This is a genomic window from Embleya sp. L77, assembly GCF_055557415.1.
In genome coordinates, this window is the sequence record NZ_CM145709.1 from 2239634 (window position 1) to 2254012 (window position 14379).

The 14379-nt window shown below is 72.1% G+C and carries 13 protein-coding genes; 8 read left to right on the plus strand and 5 right to left on the minus strand.

Going from position 1 to position 14379, the window contains the following annotated elements; translation table 11 throughout:
- Position 1: 1 nt before the first annotated feature.
- The 5 genes from ACZOOI_RS09060 to ACZOOI_RS09080 form a co-directional block, all read right to left on the minus strand.
- Positions 2 to 559: a putative glycolipid-binding domain-containing protein gene (locus ACZOOI_RS09060; protein WP_465280226.1), complete on the minus strand. Its 558-nt coding sequence runs from the start codon at positions 557 to 559 to the stop codon at positions 2 to 4.
- A gap of 88 nt (positions 560 to 647) precedes the next feature.
- On the minus strand, positions 648 to 2405 hold the full coding sequence (locus ACZOOI_RS09065) for a hypothetical protein (RefSeq protein WP_465280227.1): 1758 nt from the start codon (positions 2403 to 2405) through the stop codon (positions 648 to 650).
- A 58-nt stretch (positions 2406 to 2463) separates the two neighbouring features.
- Complete coding sequence (locus ACZOOI_RS09070) at positions 2464 to 4233, minus strand: hypothetical protein (protein ID WP_465280228.1); 1770 nt, start codon at positions 4231 to 4233, stop codon at positions 2464 to 2466.
- Between the two features lie 110 nt (positions 4234 to 4343).
- The gene (gene fmdA, locus ACZOOI_RS09075) at positions 4344 to 5606 is read right to left on the minus strand and encodes a formamidase (RefSeq protein WP_465280229.1); all 1263 of its coding nucleotides are present in this window, start codon (positions 5604 to 5606) and stop codon (positions 4344 to 4346) included.
- 45 nt (positions 5607 to 5651) lie between these two features.
- Entirely contained in the window at positions 5652 to 5927 is a 276-nt protein-coding gene (locus ACZOOI_RS09080; RefSeq protein ID WP_465280230.1) for an FmdB family zinc ribbon protein, read from the minus strand.
- Between the two features lie 153 nt (positions 5928 to 6080).
- On the opposite strand from ACZOOI_RS09080, the gene ACZOOI_RS09085 reads away from it, so the two are divergent.
- The 8 genes from ACZOOI_RS09085 (at position 6081) to ACZOOI_RS09120 (ending at position 14332) form a co-directional block, all read left to right on the plus strand.
- Entirely contained in the window at positions 6081 to 6827 is a 747-nt protein-coding gene (locus tag ACZOOI_RS09085; protein WP_465280231.1) for an SDR family NAD(P)-dependent oxidoreductase, read from the plus strand.
- The gene (locus tag ACZOOI_RS09090) at positions 6824 to 7615 is read left to right on the plus strand and encodes an SDR family NAD(P)-dependent oxidoreductase (protein ID WP_465280232.1); all 792 of its coding nucleotides are present in this window, start codon (positions 6824 to 6826) and stop codon (positions 7613 to 7615) included. Before ACZOOI_RS09085 ends, ACZOOI_RS09090 begins: the two co-directional genes overlap by 4 nt.
- A 193-nt stretch (positions 7616 to 7808) precedes the next feature.
- The gene (locus tag ACZOOI_RS09095) at positions 7809 to 9008 is read left to right on the plus strand and encodes a PucR family transcriptional regulator (protein ID WP_391581177.1); all 1200 of its coding nucleotides are present in this window, start codon (positions 7809 to 7811) and stop codon (positions 9006 to 9008) included.
- A gap of 182 nt (positions 9009 to 9190) precedes the next feature.
- Positions 9191 to 10024, plus strand: coding sequence for an ABC transporter ATP-binding protein (locus ACZOOI_RS09100; RefSeq protein WP_465280233.1), 834 nt, complete (start codon positions 9191 to 9193; stop codon positions 10022 to 10024).
- Entirely contained in the window at positions 10021 to 10974 is a 954-nt protein-coding gene (locus ACZOOI_RS09105; RefSeq protein WP_465280234.1) for an ABC transporter ATP-binding protein, read from the plus strand. The genes ACZOOI_RS09100 and ACZOOI_RS09105 overlap by 4 nt, the downstream gene beginning before the upstream one ends.
- A complete protein-coding gene (locus ACZOOI_RS09110; RefSeq protein ID WP_465280235.1) occupies positions 10971 to 11861 on the plus strand; it encodes a branched-chain amino acid ABC transporter permease in 891 nt (296 codons plus the stop codon). The genes ACZOOI_RS09105 and ACZOOI_RS09110 overlap by 4 nt, the downstream gene beginning before the upstream one ends.
- 64 nt (positions 11862 to 11925) lie before the next feature.
- On the plus strand, positions 11926 to 13065 hold the full coding sequence (locus ACZOOI_RS09115; protein ID WP_465281150.1) for a branched-chain amino acid ABC transporter permease: 1140 nt from the start codon (positions 11926 to 11928) through the stop codon (positions 13063 to 13065).
- Between the two features lie 22 nt (positions 13066 to 13087).
- Positions 13088 to 14332 carry an ABC transporter substrate-binding protein gene (locus ACZOOI_RS09120; protein WP_465280236.1) on the plus strand — a complete coding sequence of 415 codons (1245 nt, stop codon included), beginning with the start codon at positions 13088 to 13090 and terminating at the stop codon, positions 14330 to 14332.
- Positions 14333 to 14379: the final 47 nt, after the last annotated feature.

Sequence of the window (14379 nt, forward strand, 5' to 3'; positions counted from 1 at the left end):
CTCAGATCCGGGTCGCCAACTGCGGATAGTCCAGCACCAATCCCTCGTGATCCACGAGCAGGTCACTGCGGAAGTCACCGGATTCGTAGCGTACCCGAGCCCCGTCGGGCTCCACCCCCAGGTGCGTGTACGTCTGCCAGGACGGCTCCACCACCAGCTCCGGCACGGCCACGAAGGCCATCAGGAAGCGGTGTCGGCCGGCCTCCTCGTGCAGCCCGTGCCGCAGGATCGGCATGGTGTTGGTGAGCGGACACAGGCCCAGGTCGCAGTCGAGTGCGTCGGCCAGGTCCGGCCGCGGCACACCGTCCACGGTCCAGCCGTCGGCGGTGCGCCGCAGATCCAGCCGCCTGGTCTCGCCCGCACCCTGGGCGACCACGCGCAACCGTGTGGTCACGTAGTCCTCGGCGGTCTCCAACTCGTAGGTGAGTCGATAGGACCGAGGCGTCGTGCCCAGGGCCTCACCACGCGCGGAGAGCCGCGACTGCCCCAACTCGACCCACGAGGTCTCCTGCCCGCCGCTCTCGGTCACCTGCCACGTCAGTACGCGCTCATCCGTCACGTGTGCATCGGTACCCCGAATCGGCCCTCCACACCAACGCTTTTCCGGCCGCCACGCGCCCCCGCGCGATCCTCCGGGCCGGCCCCGCTCAGCCGGCCGCGGCGGCCGCGGTCGCGAACAACTCGGGCAGCGTCCCGACGAACGAGGGGGCCATCCGGGCGGCGATCACCCGCGCCTCCAGGTCCGCCCCCAGGTGTTCGCGGATGTACTCGGCCATCCGCACCCGCTGCTCCGCCGCCGACTGCGGGTCGGGCGCGTACCGTTGGATCCGGTCGTAGAGCTCCAGCGCCTGCTCGGCGGGCGTGGTGCCGGTGAACACCTGCTCCGCCAGCCCCGGAATCCTCCCCCATTCGGTGCGCAGTCGACGCACCTCTTTCGTGTAGACCGGCTCGTGCGGAAACGTTCGATACCACCCGTCGGTCGCGGGCCACTGCCCGCGCAACATCTCGCCGTCCTCGGCCGCCTCGGCGATCGGGGTCGGGCAGTGCGGGAACGCGGTCAAAAAGCGCGCGCTCGCCCCGGGCAGCGGCTCCTGCGCGTGTGCGGCCACGAGCGTGTCCCAGCCGGCCCGCGGATCCCAGGGCGCGGCCACCCGGAAGCCCTGCGGCACGCGCGGGTGCTCGGACCGAGGCGCCCGCCGGCCGAGTTCGCGCTCGTACTCGGCCCGCATCCGCGCGTGTCCCGCGTCGCCGGCCGCGAACATCGTGCGCAGCTTGGCCGCCGAGGCATCGCGCAGCGGCAGATCGGCGACCAGAAGCTCCGCCTGCGCCACGCCGTGCCGATCCCACAGGGCGAGCAACGCGCCGAGCAGGACCGCCCGATGCAGCGGCACCACGAAGGGCTCGTACTGCTTGCGCTGATAGGCGTTGTGGAACCGCGGGCGCAGCGCCTCGACGCCGCCGTGCTCCCACGTCTCGACGCACTCGGCGACACTCACGCTCATGTGTCGCACCCGCAGCAGCGCGGCGCGCACCAGCGCCGGATCGCCGGACCACACCGCGGGGCGCCGGTAGCGGGCGTTGTCCGAGCGGATCACCCGCTCGATCGTGGCCGGGTCGAGCGGGACCTCGCCCGCGGCGGCCATGATCCGGTTCCGCTCCCGGTCGCCGGCCCGAGAATTGGCGTAGACGACCGCGTTCAGCGCCGGGTCGCCCAGGTCGATCAGCGCGTCGTACCCCTCGGGACGCAGGTGCTCGGCCGCGGCCAGTGCCCGGCGCTGCGTCGGCGTCGCGCGGCGCACCGCGTCGGCGACGAGCGGCGCGGGCAGTCGGGCGCCGAAGTGCACCAGGTCGATCACGGTGCGGGGGCGCAGGTGCGGGACGAGGGCGCTCAGGTGCTTGGGGTGGGCCAGCAGGAGCAGTTGCCGCCATTCGGTGGTCACCGTGCGCGGCGGCGTCGGGATCGCCTCGGTGCCGCCCTCGCCGGCGGCTGCCGCCTCGACGAGTTCGGTCACGGTGCCCTGGTGGTCGGGCAGCAGCGTCAGCAGCCGCGACCAGGCGCGCGGGTCGGCGCCGAGCCGCGCGTCCAGCAGCGCGCTCACCTCGGTGATCGGGCGCAGGTAGGAGAAGCCGTCGCTCGCGCCGCAATGCCGGAGGAAGCGCAGTACGGCGACGGCGGGTCGGGCCTCGGCGAGGACTTCGGTGGTCATCCGGACGTTTCGGGTCCGGGCCGCGATCTTGACCAGGTCGGCGCCGGTGCCGTATCGGATCGCCGAGGTGATCAGCGCGACCGGGAGGTCGCGTGCCTCGCCCAGGTGCGGTGCGTACGAGCCGCGCACCCGGGCGAACACCTCGCCCTCGGCGTTGTCCAGCGCGGCGAGCAGCGCGAACGCGGAGCCATACTGCATGTCGGGTAGCCCTCTCGGGAGTCGGGCCCGCTCGGGCCGACGGTGGGAAGGGGGTCGGTCAGCCGCGTACGGCGGCAGCCGCGGTGTCGATCAGTTGGGCCAGGCTGCCCTCGAACTCGGGGAGCAGGCGCAGCGCGACCACGGCGAATGCCACGCGGTCCGCGGGGGCGACCCGGCGTTCGAGCAACTCGTGGAATCCGTCGCGGAGTTCGTGCGCGGAGCGGCCGTCGGGGGCGATCGTGTCGCGCAGCGCGAGCAGTTCGCAGGCCGAGGCCGCACGCGGACCGGTCAGCAGCTCGCCGATCGGCATCCGCCCCGCCGCCACGTCGGCGGCCGTCGCGCGTTCGGCTGCGGCGAGTCCCCGGCCTGTCCTCGGGTCGCTCCAACCGATCGGCACCGGCCAACGCCCGCCGGTCGGCGCCCACCCGGCCTCGCGCCGCAGTTCGGCCGGGCAGCCGTCCTGTGTGGCCAACAGCGCCAACGCCGGGTCGGAGAACGGCTTGCGGCGATGTGCCCGGGTGATCTCGGCCCAGTCCACGGAGGTGGTCTCCAGCATCGGCCAGCCGAACCGCGGCAGGTCGGCTCGCAGTCGCCGAATCAGCCGGCGGGTGCCGCCGGCGGTGTCGATCTCGGCACGCAGTCGAGCGATCCCGGCGGGCGAGGAGAGCAGTTCGCGATAGCGCCGCTCCTCCGACTCGGCCACGGTCACCTCGTCGAGCAGGTCGAGCGCGGCCCGGGGGCCGGCGCAATCGCACAGACGCAACAGGGTGATCATGAACAGCAGGCGATAGCGCGGGGCCCGGAACGGCCGAGGTTCCGCGCCGGCCGGCATCGCCACCTCGTGTCGGGCGTGCGGGCGCAGTCCCTCGATGCCGCTGTCCTGCCAGATCGCCAGGCTCTCGGCGAGCGTGATCGTCATCGTGCGCTGCTTGAGCATCGCCGCGCGCACCAGGAGCGGATCGCCGGACCACAGCGCGGGCAGCCGGGTCGGGATCGACCAGTTGTCGCACAGCCGTTCCACCAGGGTCGGGTGCAGCGGCGTCGAGGAGGCCATGATGCGGGCCCGAATCGCCTCGCCGGTGTGCGGATTGAGGTAGACCAGCGCGTTCAGGGCGGGGTCGTCGAGGCCGATCAGTGCGGCGCCCACCTCGGGCAGCGCCCGCCTGGCCCGAGCCAGCGAGCGGCGCTGCGCGGGCGTCGCCCGGGCGATCGTGTCGGCGAGCACGGCGGGCGGCACCTCGACGCCGAAGCGGACCAGGTCGCGCACGATGTGCGGACGCAGCGTGGGCAACAGCCGCGCGATCGAATCCGCCGGTGCAAGCAGCGCCAACTGCCGGAACTCCGTGCGCAACTCGGATGGCACCGACAGGAGTTCGGCGGGGTCGGCCGGTCCCGATTCGTCATCGCCCGTGCCCGCGGCCTCGATCGCCGCGTGCAGCGGCCCCTCGTAGGTCGGCAACAACGCAAGCAGTCGGCCCCAGGCCGCGGCCGAGCCGCCGAGGTGACGATCCATCAACTCGCCGACGCCACGCGTTGCCTCGGTATACGCGCGGGGGTTCTTGGGGCCGAGCGCGCGCAGAGCGCGCAACATCCGCAGTGCGGGGCCGCTGTACAGCTCGGCGATCGCACCGCGCGGCACGCCCAGGTTGCCCGCGATCGCGAACAGCGCGGCGGCGTCGTCCAGATGGAGCGCGGTGCGCACCACGGCGGGCGGCAGCACCTCGGTGTCGCGCAGGGCCGCCGGCATCTCGTTCCGGATCCGTGCGAAGATCACTCCGTCGGCATCGTTCATTTCGGCCAGCAGCGCGATCATGGCGGTCTTCGACACTCGTGCACCCTCCGTGGCGTCCTCACCCGGAAGCTACGGGGTCCGGCCGACAACCACTCGGCCGAGGTGCACCCACACACCCCGCTCGCGGGGTGCACCTCTCGGTCGACTCAGGCGCTCGTCGTCGCGCACTGCCCGCGGTCGGCGAAGGCCGGTCCCGAGGCCGACGGGCGGATGTCGAAGTCGAAGATCTCCGTCGGCACGTACAGCGTCGCGCACGCGTTGGGGATGTCCACCACGCCGGAGAACCGACCCTCGATCGGCGCCGCCCCCAGGATCAGGTAGGCCTGCTCGGGCGTGTAGCCGAACTTGGTCAGGTAGGTGATCGCGTTCAGACATGCCCGCCGATAGGCCAGGGTCGAGTCCAGGTAGCGCTGTTCGCCGTCCTCGGTGACCGAGAATCCGGTGAAGGTCAGGTACTCCGAGTACTGCGGTACGGACCGCCCCGGCATGAAGATCGGGTTGGTGGTGACGCCGTACGTCTGCATCCCGCCCTTGAGCACGTCCACCCGCAGGTCGATGAACCCGCCCATCTCGATCGCGCCGCAGAAGGTGATCTCCCCGTCGCCCTGGCAGAAGTGCAGGTCGCCCACCGACAGCTTGGCGCCGTCGACGAACACCGGGTAGAAGATCCGCGAACCGGCGGTCAGGTTCTTGATGTCCTGGTTGCCGCCGTTCTCGCGCGGCGGCGCGGTCCGCGCGGCCTCGCGGGCGGCGGACGCGGCCCGGGCGGCATCCATCGAGCCCAGCACGGCCGCGATCGGCTCGGGCGGCAGCGCCAGCGGCGGCACCCGGTCCGGGTCGGTCGCGCGCAGCGCCCCCTCGCGGGCGTTCCACTCGGCGAGCAGCCGCGCGGACGGGGCGGTACCCATCAGGCCGGGGTGGATCATGCCGGTCAGCTCGACCCCGGGAATGTGCCGGGAGGTGGCCCGCTGTCCGTGGAAGTCCCACACCGCCTTGTACGCACCGGGGAAGTGGTCGGTGAGGAAGCCGCCGCCGTTCTCCCTCGCGAACAGGCCGGTGTAGCCCCACCCTTGGCCGGCTACCGGGCCGGTCACCGGGAAGGTCTCGTCCTGCGGACAGGCGCCGACGTCGAGGATGTCCACGATCAGCAGGTCGCCCGGCCGAGCGCCCTCCACCCCGATCGGCCCACTCAGCTGATGCACCATCGTCAGATCCGCGTCGCGCACGTCGTCGGCGCTGTCGTTGTTGCCGATCGTGCCGTCGAACCACTCGCGGCACTCGATCCGGAACTCGGCACCGGGCTTGACCACGGTCACCGGGGGTACGTCCGGGTGCCACCGGTTGTGGCCGAGCGCCTTCTGCTCCCGGAACGGGCGGGACTGGTCGACACCGAACACGACCTCGGGCATGTGACTCCTCGAAGACTGGGCGGAAGGGCGGCCGTTGACGATGCGTCAGGGCCGGGGCAGACGCGCGTGTCGGGGGTCGCCCGAACCGCGCACACCCGGTCGGGGCGGCGGTCCCGAGGTCACCGCGGGCGCGTGCGCCGAGCGCTCCTCGGCGGCGGCCGTGCGCATGCCGACGCCGCTGTTGCCGAGCCGGGGTGCGGTCCACACCCGTCGGCCGGGCGCCGCGCAGCCGGGGCATCGCTCGTCCGCGCCGGCCTCGCCGAGCGGGCGGACCAGCTCGAAGTCGCCGCAGTCGGCACATCGGTACACGTAGGTCGCCACGACCGCTCCCTCGCCTGATCACCGGGTGTGCCTGGAAGCACAACACAGCACCGGGCAAAAGAAAACGGCCGACACGCGGGTTGGACTGACGCATGGTCAATTCGCGAGCTCCGTGGTTCCATCGCGCTGTCGATCACCACCTTCGGAGGTCTCGTGAGCAAACGTGTTGCCCTCGTCGTGGGTGCGGCAGACCTCGGCGAGGCCGTCGCGCACCGGCTCGTCCGGGACGGTTGCGAGCTGATCCTGTGCGATCCGCACGACCCCGACCCGGCCGCCGCCCGAATCGCCGAGGCCGAGGAACAGGCCGGTGCCCGCGTGGTGACCCTGTGTGCTCCGCTCGACGACCCGGACGCCTTCCGCACCGCCCTCGGCACGACGCTGCGCGACGCCGGTCACGACGCGGTGGATGTGCTCGTGTACACCCTGGTGGCCGCCGAGGCGTTCACGCCGCGTCCGCTGGCCACGCTGACCGGTGCCGAGTGGCAGCGGCTCGCCGAGGATCCGATCCGGCACGGCCTGACGGTGCTTCAGGCCGCGCACGAGGTGCTGGCGCCGCGTCGGGGCCGGTTCGTACTGGTCGTGCCCGCGGTCGCGCTCGAGGGTGCCGCCGAGTTGGTCCCGCTGGCCACCGCCGCCGAGACGCTGCGCGCGTTGGCCAAGTCGGCGGCCCGGCGCTGGGCGGCCGACGGGGTCACCGTCAACATCGTCACCCCGGACGTGTTCGCCTACGGCGCCGAACACCTGCGCGGCACCGACGTGGACCGCGGCGAAGCGGTCCTGCCCGGCGCCGGCACCGTGCCGGACGTGGTGGACGCGATATCGCTGCTGCTCGCGCCGGCGGCGGCCCGAATGACCGGGACCACCCTGATCGTCGACGGAGGAGCGCTGATGACGCCATGACCGAGAACGCGGCAGCGGGCGCCGAAGACACCACGACCGCGCATGTCGCCCTGGTGACGGGCGCGGCGGCCGGCCTCGGCAAGGGCATCGCCCTGGCCCTGGCGGCGGCGGGTTCCACCGTCGTGGTGACCGCCCGCCGACGCGCCGCCGGCGCCGAGGTGGTCGAGGAGATCACCGCGCGCGGCGGCGCCGGATGGGCAACCGAGTGCGATGTCACCTCGGCGGAGTCGGTACGCGCCGCGATCGAGGCGACCGTGGCCAGGTTCGGCCGACTGGACGCGGTGGTGCACAACGCGACCTCGCGTCGCTCCAGCGAACCGGTGGACTTCGAGCGGGCCGGACCGCAGTTGTGGCGCGAGCACGCGGACGTCTCGCTGACCGGCTCGTTCACGGTGGCCCACGCGGCCTACCCGCACCTGCGGGAGACCCGGGGAGCGTTGCTGCTGCTGACCTCGCCCGCCGGCATGCGGGGCAGCGCCAACCTGTCCTTCTACGCGGGCGTCAAGGGCGCCCAGCGCGGCTTCGTCAAGGCCCTGGCCCGCGAATGGGGCCCCAGCGGGGTGCGGGTCAACGGACTCGCTCCCCTGGCCGTCACCCCCGCACTGGCAGCCGCCTTCGAGGCCGACCCGACCATGGAGTCCCGGATCGCAGACAAGGTCCCGATGCACCGAGTCGGCGACCCGGAAACCGACATCGGCGCCCCCGCCACATTCCTGTGCACCGCCGGCTCCCGCTACATCACCGGCCAAACCCTGATCGTCAACGGCGGCCGCGACACCTTCCTGTAAGCCGAACATCACCACGCCGGCCCGGTGCGCCGGCGCGCCCGACCGGACCGCCCCGGCATCCGACCTCGTTCGGCGCGTCCTCGCCCACACGTCACATCTGGGTCCCGGCTCGATCATCTCCTGTCTACCCGGGCCCCCGATCTGTCAGTGTGGCCCCGGACGGCGTCCTTGGCCTTGCGGGGGTGGGGGAACGATGGTCGAAGCGGAGTTGTCCGGGGGGTCGGCGCACACCGCGTTGTTGCGGCGGGCGGCTCGGGTGTTGCCGGCGCGGTTGCCGGAGTTGACGGATCGGCTCGTGGCGGAGCTCCAGGCGCTCGAACCCGCCTATCTGGACGGCGGCGTGCCGCCGGACGAGCTCTGGCAGAGTGCGCACGAGGCGTTGCGCGTCGGGGTGGGAGCGCTCGCGGTGTGGCCCCGCGAATTGGAGGGCAGCCGGTGGGCCTCCGGTCGGCTTGCCCGGCGGCGGGCCGAGCAAGGCGTGCCGCTGGAGGCCCTGTTGCACGCCTACCGACTCGGCGGAGTGCTCCTGTGGCAGACCCTGGTCGAGGTCGCCGCGGAGCAGGAGCCGGACGAGGTGCGGCTGTTGGTGCACGTGGCCACCGACGTGTGGAACTTCGTCGACGGACATGCCGCGGCGATCGCCGATGCGTATCGGCGGGTCGAGGCGGAGCTGACGAATCGTCATGACGAACGGGTGCACGCCCTGTTGGACACGCTTTTGGACGGCCGGGCGCCGGCGGCCGACCTCGCCGCCGCGGCGGCGGTGCTCGACCTGCCCGAGCGGGGCCGGTATGCCGTGGTCGCGTTGCGCCATCCCTTGCCCGGCACAGGGGTGCACGACGCGCCGCGGCGGGCGGCGCCGGACGGCGTGCGGGTGGTGTGGCGGGCCCGAATGGAGGGGGAGTTCGCGGTCGTACTGCTCGGCACGGCGGGGTTGGACGAGGTTGCCGAAACGTTCGGCCCAGCGGCCGGGTCCCGGGCCGGCATCAGTGCGATCGTCGACGGGCTCGCCGCACTCGGCCGGGCTCGGCGGCTCGCCGAGATCGCCCTGCGAACGTGTACCGCCGACGGCGAATGCGCCCGACTGGACGAGCGGTTGCCCGCCGCACTGGTCGCCTCGCAGCCCGATCTTGCGCACGATCTCGCGGCGCGCGTGCTCGGGCCGATCCTGGCACTCGACCCGGTGGACCGCGATCTGTTGCTCGGCACGCTCGGCGCGTGGCTCGACTCCGGCGGCTCGGCGGTGCGCGCGGGCCGGCGCCTCTTCTGCCACCGCAACACCGTGCTCAACCGCTTGCGCCGGCTGGAACAACTGACCGGCCGCGAACTCGGCCTCCCCCGCGACCTCGTCGAACTCGCCCTGGCCCTGGACGCACACCGCCTGCGCACCTGACCCGCCCCGCGGCCCACACCCGCCGCCTCGCCCCGCGCCCGAGCCCCACCGACCCCTCCTGTGCCGCTGCACAGCGGCTCACGCACCGCGTTGGTCGGATGCCCCGATGTGGTCCGGAGATCTGGACTCCGGTCGCACCCCGTGCTGTGATCGCGGTCACTCCAACAGCGGGGAGGGGTGCGGTGGAATCGGGAGCGCTCCTCGTGGCGGGGCTCGAAGTCGTCTACGGGCGGTCGGTTCGGGCCCTGCGCGGTATTTCGCTCGATGTCCCGGCGAACGGCGTGGTGGCGGTCCTCGGGGCGAACGGAGCCGGCAAGAGCACGTTGCTCCGAGCCGTGTCCGGCACGCTGTCCCTGCATCGGGGCGCGGTCACCGCCGGCACGATCCACTACGGCGGCGCACGACTCGCGGGTCGCGATCCGGCCCTGATCGTCCGGGCCGGCGTGGTCCAGGTCCCGGAGGGCCGGCGGGTGTTCGCCAATCTCTCGGTGGACGAGAACCTCCAGGCCGGCGCGTTGAGTACGCGTGGGCTGCGGCAGGGCAAGCCCGGCACGGCGAAGGCCCGGGCCAACCGCGACCGGGTCTTCGAACTCTTCCCGGTCCTGGCCGAACGGCGCACCCAGCGGGCCGGGCTGTTGTCCGGCGGCGAACAGCAAATGCTGGCGATCGGAAGGGCGTTGATGGCCGCACCGCGGCTGCTGCTGCTCGACGAACCGTCGTTGGGCCTGGCGCCGATGATGGTGGGTCGGATCGCGGGCGTGATCCGGGAGATCGCCGCACAGGGTGTGGCCGTGCTGCTCGTCGAGCAGAACGTGACGGTCGCGCTCGACCTCGCCGACAAGGCCTTTGTGCTCGACGTCGGCGAGGTGCGACTCGCCGGCTCCTCGGCCGACCTCGCACGCACCGACGAGGTACGCCGGTTGTACCTGGGCGAGGAGGAGGCGGCCGGCGCGGACGCCACTGCCACGCCGGCCCCGCCGGCCCCGCGCAAGCCGCTCCGGAGGTGGGTGGAATGACCGTCGGCCCGACCGAGACCACCCAGGTGCGGGAGTTCGACGTACCCGAACTGACCGTACGCGCGGTCACCGTGCGCTTCGCCGGCCTGGTCGCGCTGGACGCGGTCGGCTTCACCGTCGCGCCGGGCTCGATCCACGCGGTGATCGGTCCGAACGGCGCGGGCAAGTCGACCTGCTTCAACGTACTTTCCGGCGTGTACCGGGCCGATCGCGGCACGGTGCACCTGGGCGAGCACGAACTCACCCGGCTGCCGCCGCATCGCATCGCCGCACTCGGCTTGGCCCGTACCTTCCAGAACATCGTGCTCACCCGGGGCACCGTCGCGGACAACCTGCTGCTGGGTCGGCATGTGCTGACCACCTCCGGGTTCGCGGCCACCGCGCTGCACCTGCCCCGGGCGGTCCGCGAGCAGCGACGACATCGCGAACGAGCCCGGGAAATCGCCGAGTTCATGCACCTGGGCCCGGTCTTCGACGCTCCCGTGGGGTTGTTGCCGTACGGCATGCGCAAACGGGTCGAGATGGCCCGCGCGTTGTGCATGGAACCCAAGGTGCTGCTGCTCGACGAGCCGGTCGCCGGGATGAACGCCGAGGAACGGGCCGAGACCTCGGATGCGATCGCCTCGATCCGCGACTCGCTGGGCATCTCGATCGTGCTGGTCGAGCACGACATGGGCCTGGTGATGCGGATCGCGGACGAGGTGACGGTGCTGGACTTCGGCCGCCGGATCGCAAGCGGCGCGCCGGCCGACATCCAGCGCGACCCGGCGGTGATCCGGGCCTACCTCGGGACCGGCGAGGACTCGGACGCGGACTCCGCCGAGAACCAGGACGGCCCCGCGCGCCGGCCCGACCCGACCACAGCCCCCGCCACCGACACCCCGACCGGCACCACCGCCCACCCCCACCATCCCGATCCGGCGGCCACCGACCGAGAGGTCCCGACATGACCAAGCTCGCCGAGATCATCCTCAACGGCTTTGCCCTCGGATCCGTATACGCCCTGATCGCGCTGGGCTTCGTGGTCATCTTCAAGGCGTCCGGAGTGATCAACTTCGCGCACGCGTCCCTGTTGCTGCTCGGCGGATTCACCGTCGCCAAGCTGCACGACGACCTCGGCTTCGCGCTCGCGCTGCTTGCCGCGGTGCTGGTGACGGCTGCCGTGGCGGGCCTGGTCGAGGTGTTGTTCATCCGCGGCCTGGGGCGCACCGAGGTACACACCCTGACCATCCTCACCATCGGCGTGGACATCCTGCTCACCACCGAACTCACCCGCCGAATCGGGTCCGACGTCCTGAGCCTGGGAGATCCGTGGAAGGCCGGCGTGCGGGACTGGGGCGGTGTGCACATCGCCGACGCGCGGATCGCGTGCATCGTGGTGGCGGTGCTGTTGATCGGCGCGTTCTTCGCGGCGTTCCGGTTCACCGCCTGGGGCCTGTCGATGCGCGCCGCGGCCGAGGACCGGGAGGCCGCCGCGCTGATGGGCATCCGGCTGGGCCGGATCCAGTTCACCGCGTGGTGCGTCGCGGGTGCCCTGGCCGCCGTCGCGGCGGTGTTCCTGGCCGCGTTCCCCTCCGCCGGCCTGGACCGCTCCACCGGACAGATCGCGCTCGCCGCGTTCCCGGCGGCGATCCTGGGCGGGATGGACTCGGCCGCCGGCGCGCTGCTCGGCAGCCTCGTGGTGGGGCTGACCGCGGCGCTGATGGCGGGCTACCAGAGCGACATGACCTGGCTCGGCGCCAACCTCGGCGATGTCGCCCCCTACGTCGTGATGTTGCTCGTGCTCATCTGGCGGCCGACCGGCCTGCTCGGCTCGAAGGAGCGTGCTCGTGTCTGACCGCGTGTCCTCGACGGTGCCCAGACCCGCACCGACACCGCCCGCGCGGCACGCCTCGCCCGCGCTGCCGGGGCTGCGCAGGTGGGCCGCGCCCGGGGCGGTGACGGCGGTGGTGCTGGTCCTGCTGGTGTTGCCCTTCTACGTGACCGCGTTCTGGATGCAGACCGGCCTGTTCGCGATGGCCGCCGCGATCGGCGCGATCGGGCTGAACCTGCTGTCCGGTACCACCGGCCAACTCTCGCTCGGGCACGCCTTCTTCCTCGCGTGCGGTGCCTACGGCTACGTGTGGTTCGCGGGCGACTCCGGCAAGGTCGGCGTGCAGCAGTTGAGCGGGCCGGGCCTGCCGCCGCTGCTCGCACTGGTGCTGGCGGTGCTGCTGACCGGCATCGTGGGCGGCCTGTTCAGCCCGATCTCCGGCCGGCTGCGCGGGATGTACCTCGGCGTGGCCACGCTGGCCCTGGTGTTCATCGGGCACCACGTCATGCTCAACGCGAAGTCGGTGACCGGCGGCTTCAACGGACGCTCGGTCACCCCGATGGAGTTCGGCGGCTTCACGCTCACCGACGGCGACCCGGACGGCCTGGAAGTACTCGGCATCCCGTTCGGACAACTGGAGCGGCTGTGGTACTTCGCGCTGGTGCTGGTCCTGGTCGCCGCGCTGACCGCGCGCAACCTGCTGCGCGGGCGCCCCGGCCGGGCGCTCGGCGCGGTGCGCGACAGCGAGATCGCCGCTTCCGTCATGGGAGTTCCGGTGGCCCGCTACCGCTCGGCGGCGTTCGTGGTGTCGTCGATGTACGCGGGTCTGGCGGGCGCGCTGATCGCGATGATCTTCAACCGCGTGGTGCCGGACTACTTCGGGCTCGCGCTGTCCATCGACTACCTCGCGATGATCGTGATCGGCGGTCTCGGCTCGGTCACCGGCGCCGTGGTGGGCGCGGTGTTCGTGACGATGTTGCCGCAGGTGCTGAGCAAGTACGCCGACACGCTGCCGCTGGTGGTGGCGCCGGGCAGCCCGGATTCCGGGGTGGGACCCGGCGAGGCCGCGCGCTATCTGTACGGCGCGGCGATCGTGCTCGTCCTGCTGTTCGCGCCCGGCGGGCTGGTGGGCCTGCTGCGCGGTCGGCCCGGCGGCACCCCCATCGGGGGCCGCACCGAACGACTCGGACGTACCAAGGGCTCCATCCGTACCGGCTCGAAGGGGTAACACAGTGAGGCTCCGGAATGGCGTGCGTGTGGGGGCGGCGCTCGCGGCGCTCGTGCTGGCCGCGACGGCGTGCAGTACCAAAGGTGACGACGACAAGAAGGACAAGCAGTCCGGTGGGGTCAAGACCGGACCCGGGATCACCGACACCACCATCACGCTCGGCGCGCTGACCGACCTGTCCGGTCCGTACGCGCCGCTGGGCAAGAGCATCGTCAACGCACAACAGCTGTACGTGGACGAGATCAACGCGCAGGGCGGAATCTGCGGGCGCAAGCTCGCCATCACGGTGCGCGATCACGGCTACGACGTCCAGAAGGCAGTGGCCGCCTACACCGAGATCAAGGGCGGCGTCGCGGGCTTCCCGCAGGTGATCGGCTCGGCCGTGGTCACCGCGTTGCAGGACGGTCTGAAACAGGATCAGATCCTGACCTTCCCGCAGGCGTGGGCCGCGACGCTGCTCGATCGGCGCGAGATCCAGATCATCGGGACCACGTACGACATCGACATGATCAACGCGATGGACTTCCTGGGCCAGGCCGCCCAGCTCAAGTCCGGGGACAAGGTCGGACACGTCTACTTCGAGGGAGAGTACGGCGAGAACGCCCTGGCGGGCGCGAAGTTCGCGGCCGGGAAGCTCGGCGTGCAGATCGTCGAGCAGAAGATCAAGGCGACCGACACCGATCTGACCGCGCAGATCGCCGCGATGCGCGGTGCCGGCGTCAAGGCGATCCTGATCAGCGCCGGGCCGACCCAGACCGCGACCCTGGTCGGCTTCGGCGCGGTGGCGGGCCTTCGGGTGCCGGTGCTCACCAGCGCGCCGGGCTTCCACCCCCAGGTGATGGCCAGTACCGCGGCGGGTGCGCTGGAACAACTCCTGTACGTGGTCAGTGCGGCGCCCGCGATCGGTGCCGACACGCCGGCCGTGAAGAAGCTGGCCGCGGACTACAAGGCCAAGTACCCGGACGGGACGCTCGATCAAGGGGTGATCTCCGGGTACAACTCGATGAAGATCTTCGGTGAGGACCTCAAGGCGGCGTGCGCCGACAAGGACCTGTCGCACGCCGGGATCATCGCCGCGCACCGGAAGCAGAAGCAGATGGACACCGGACTCGGCGCGCCACAGGACTTCTCCGACCCGGCCAAGCCGGCGTCCTACAAGTCGTACATCCTCAAGCCGAGCAAGACCGCACCCGGCAACCTGGTGGTGGCCAAGGACGCCTTCGAGGTGCCGTCGACGCACGAGTACAAGCTGCCTGCGGCGGGTTAGTCGCCTGGGGGCCCGGTGCCCGGGCCCCGGGGCTCAAGGCACCCGGG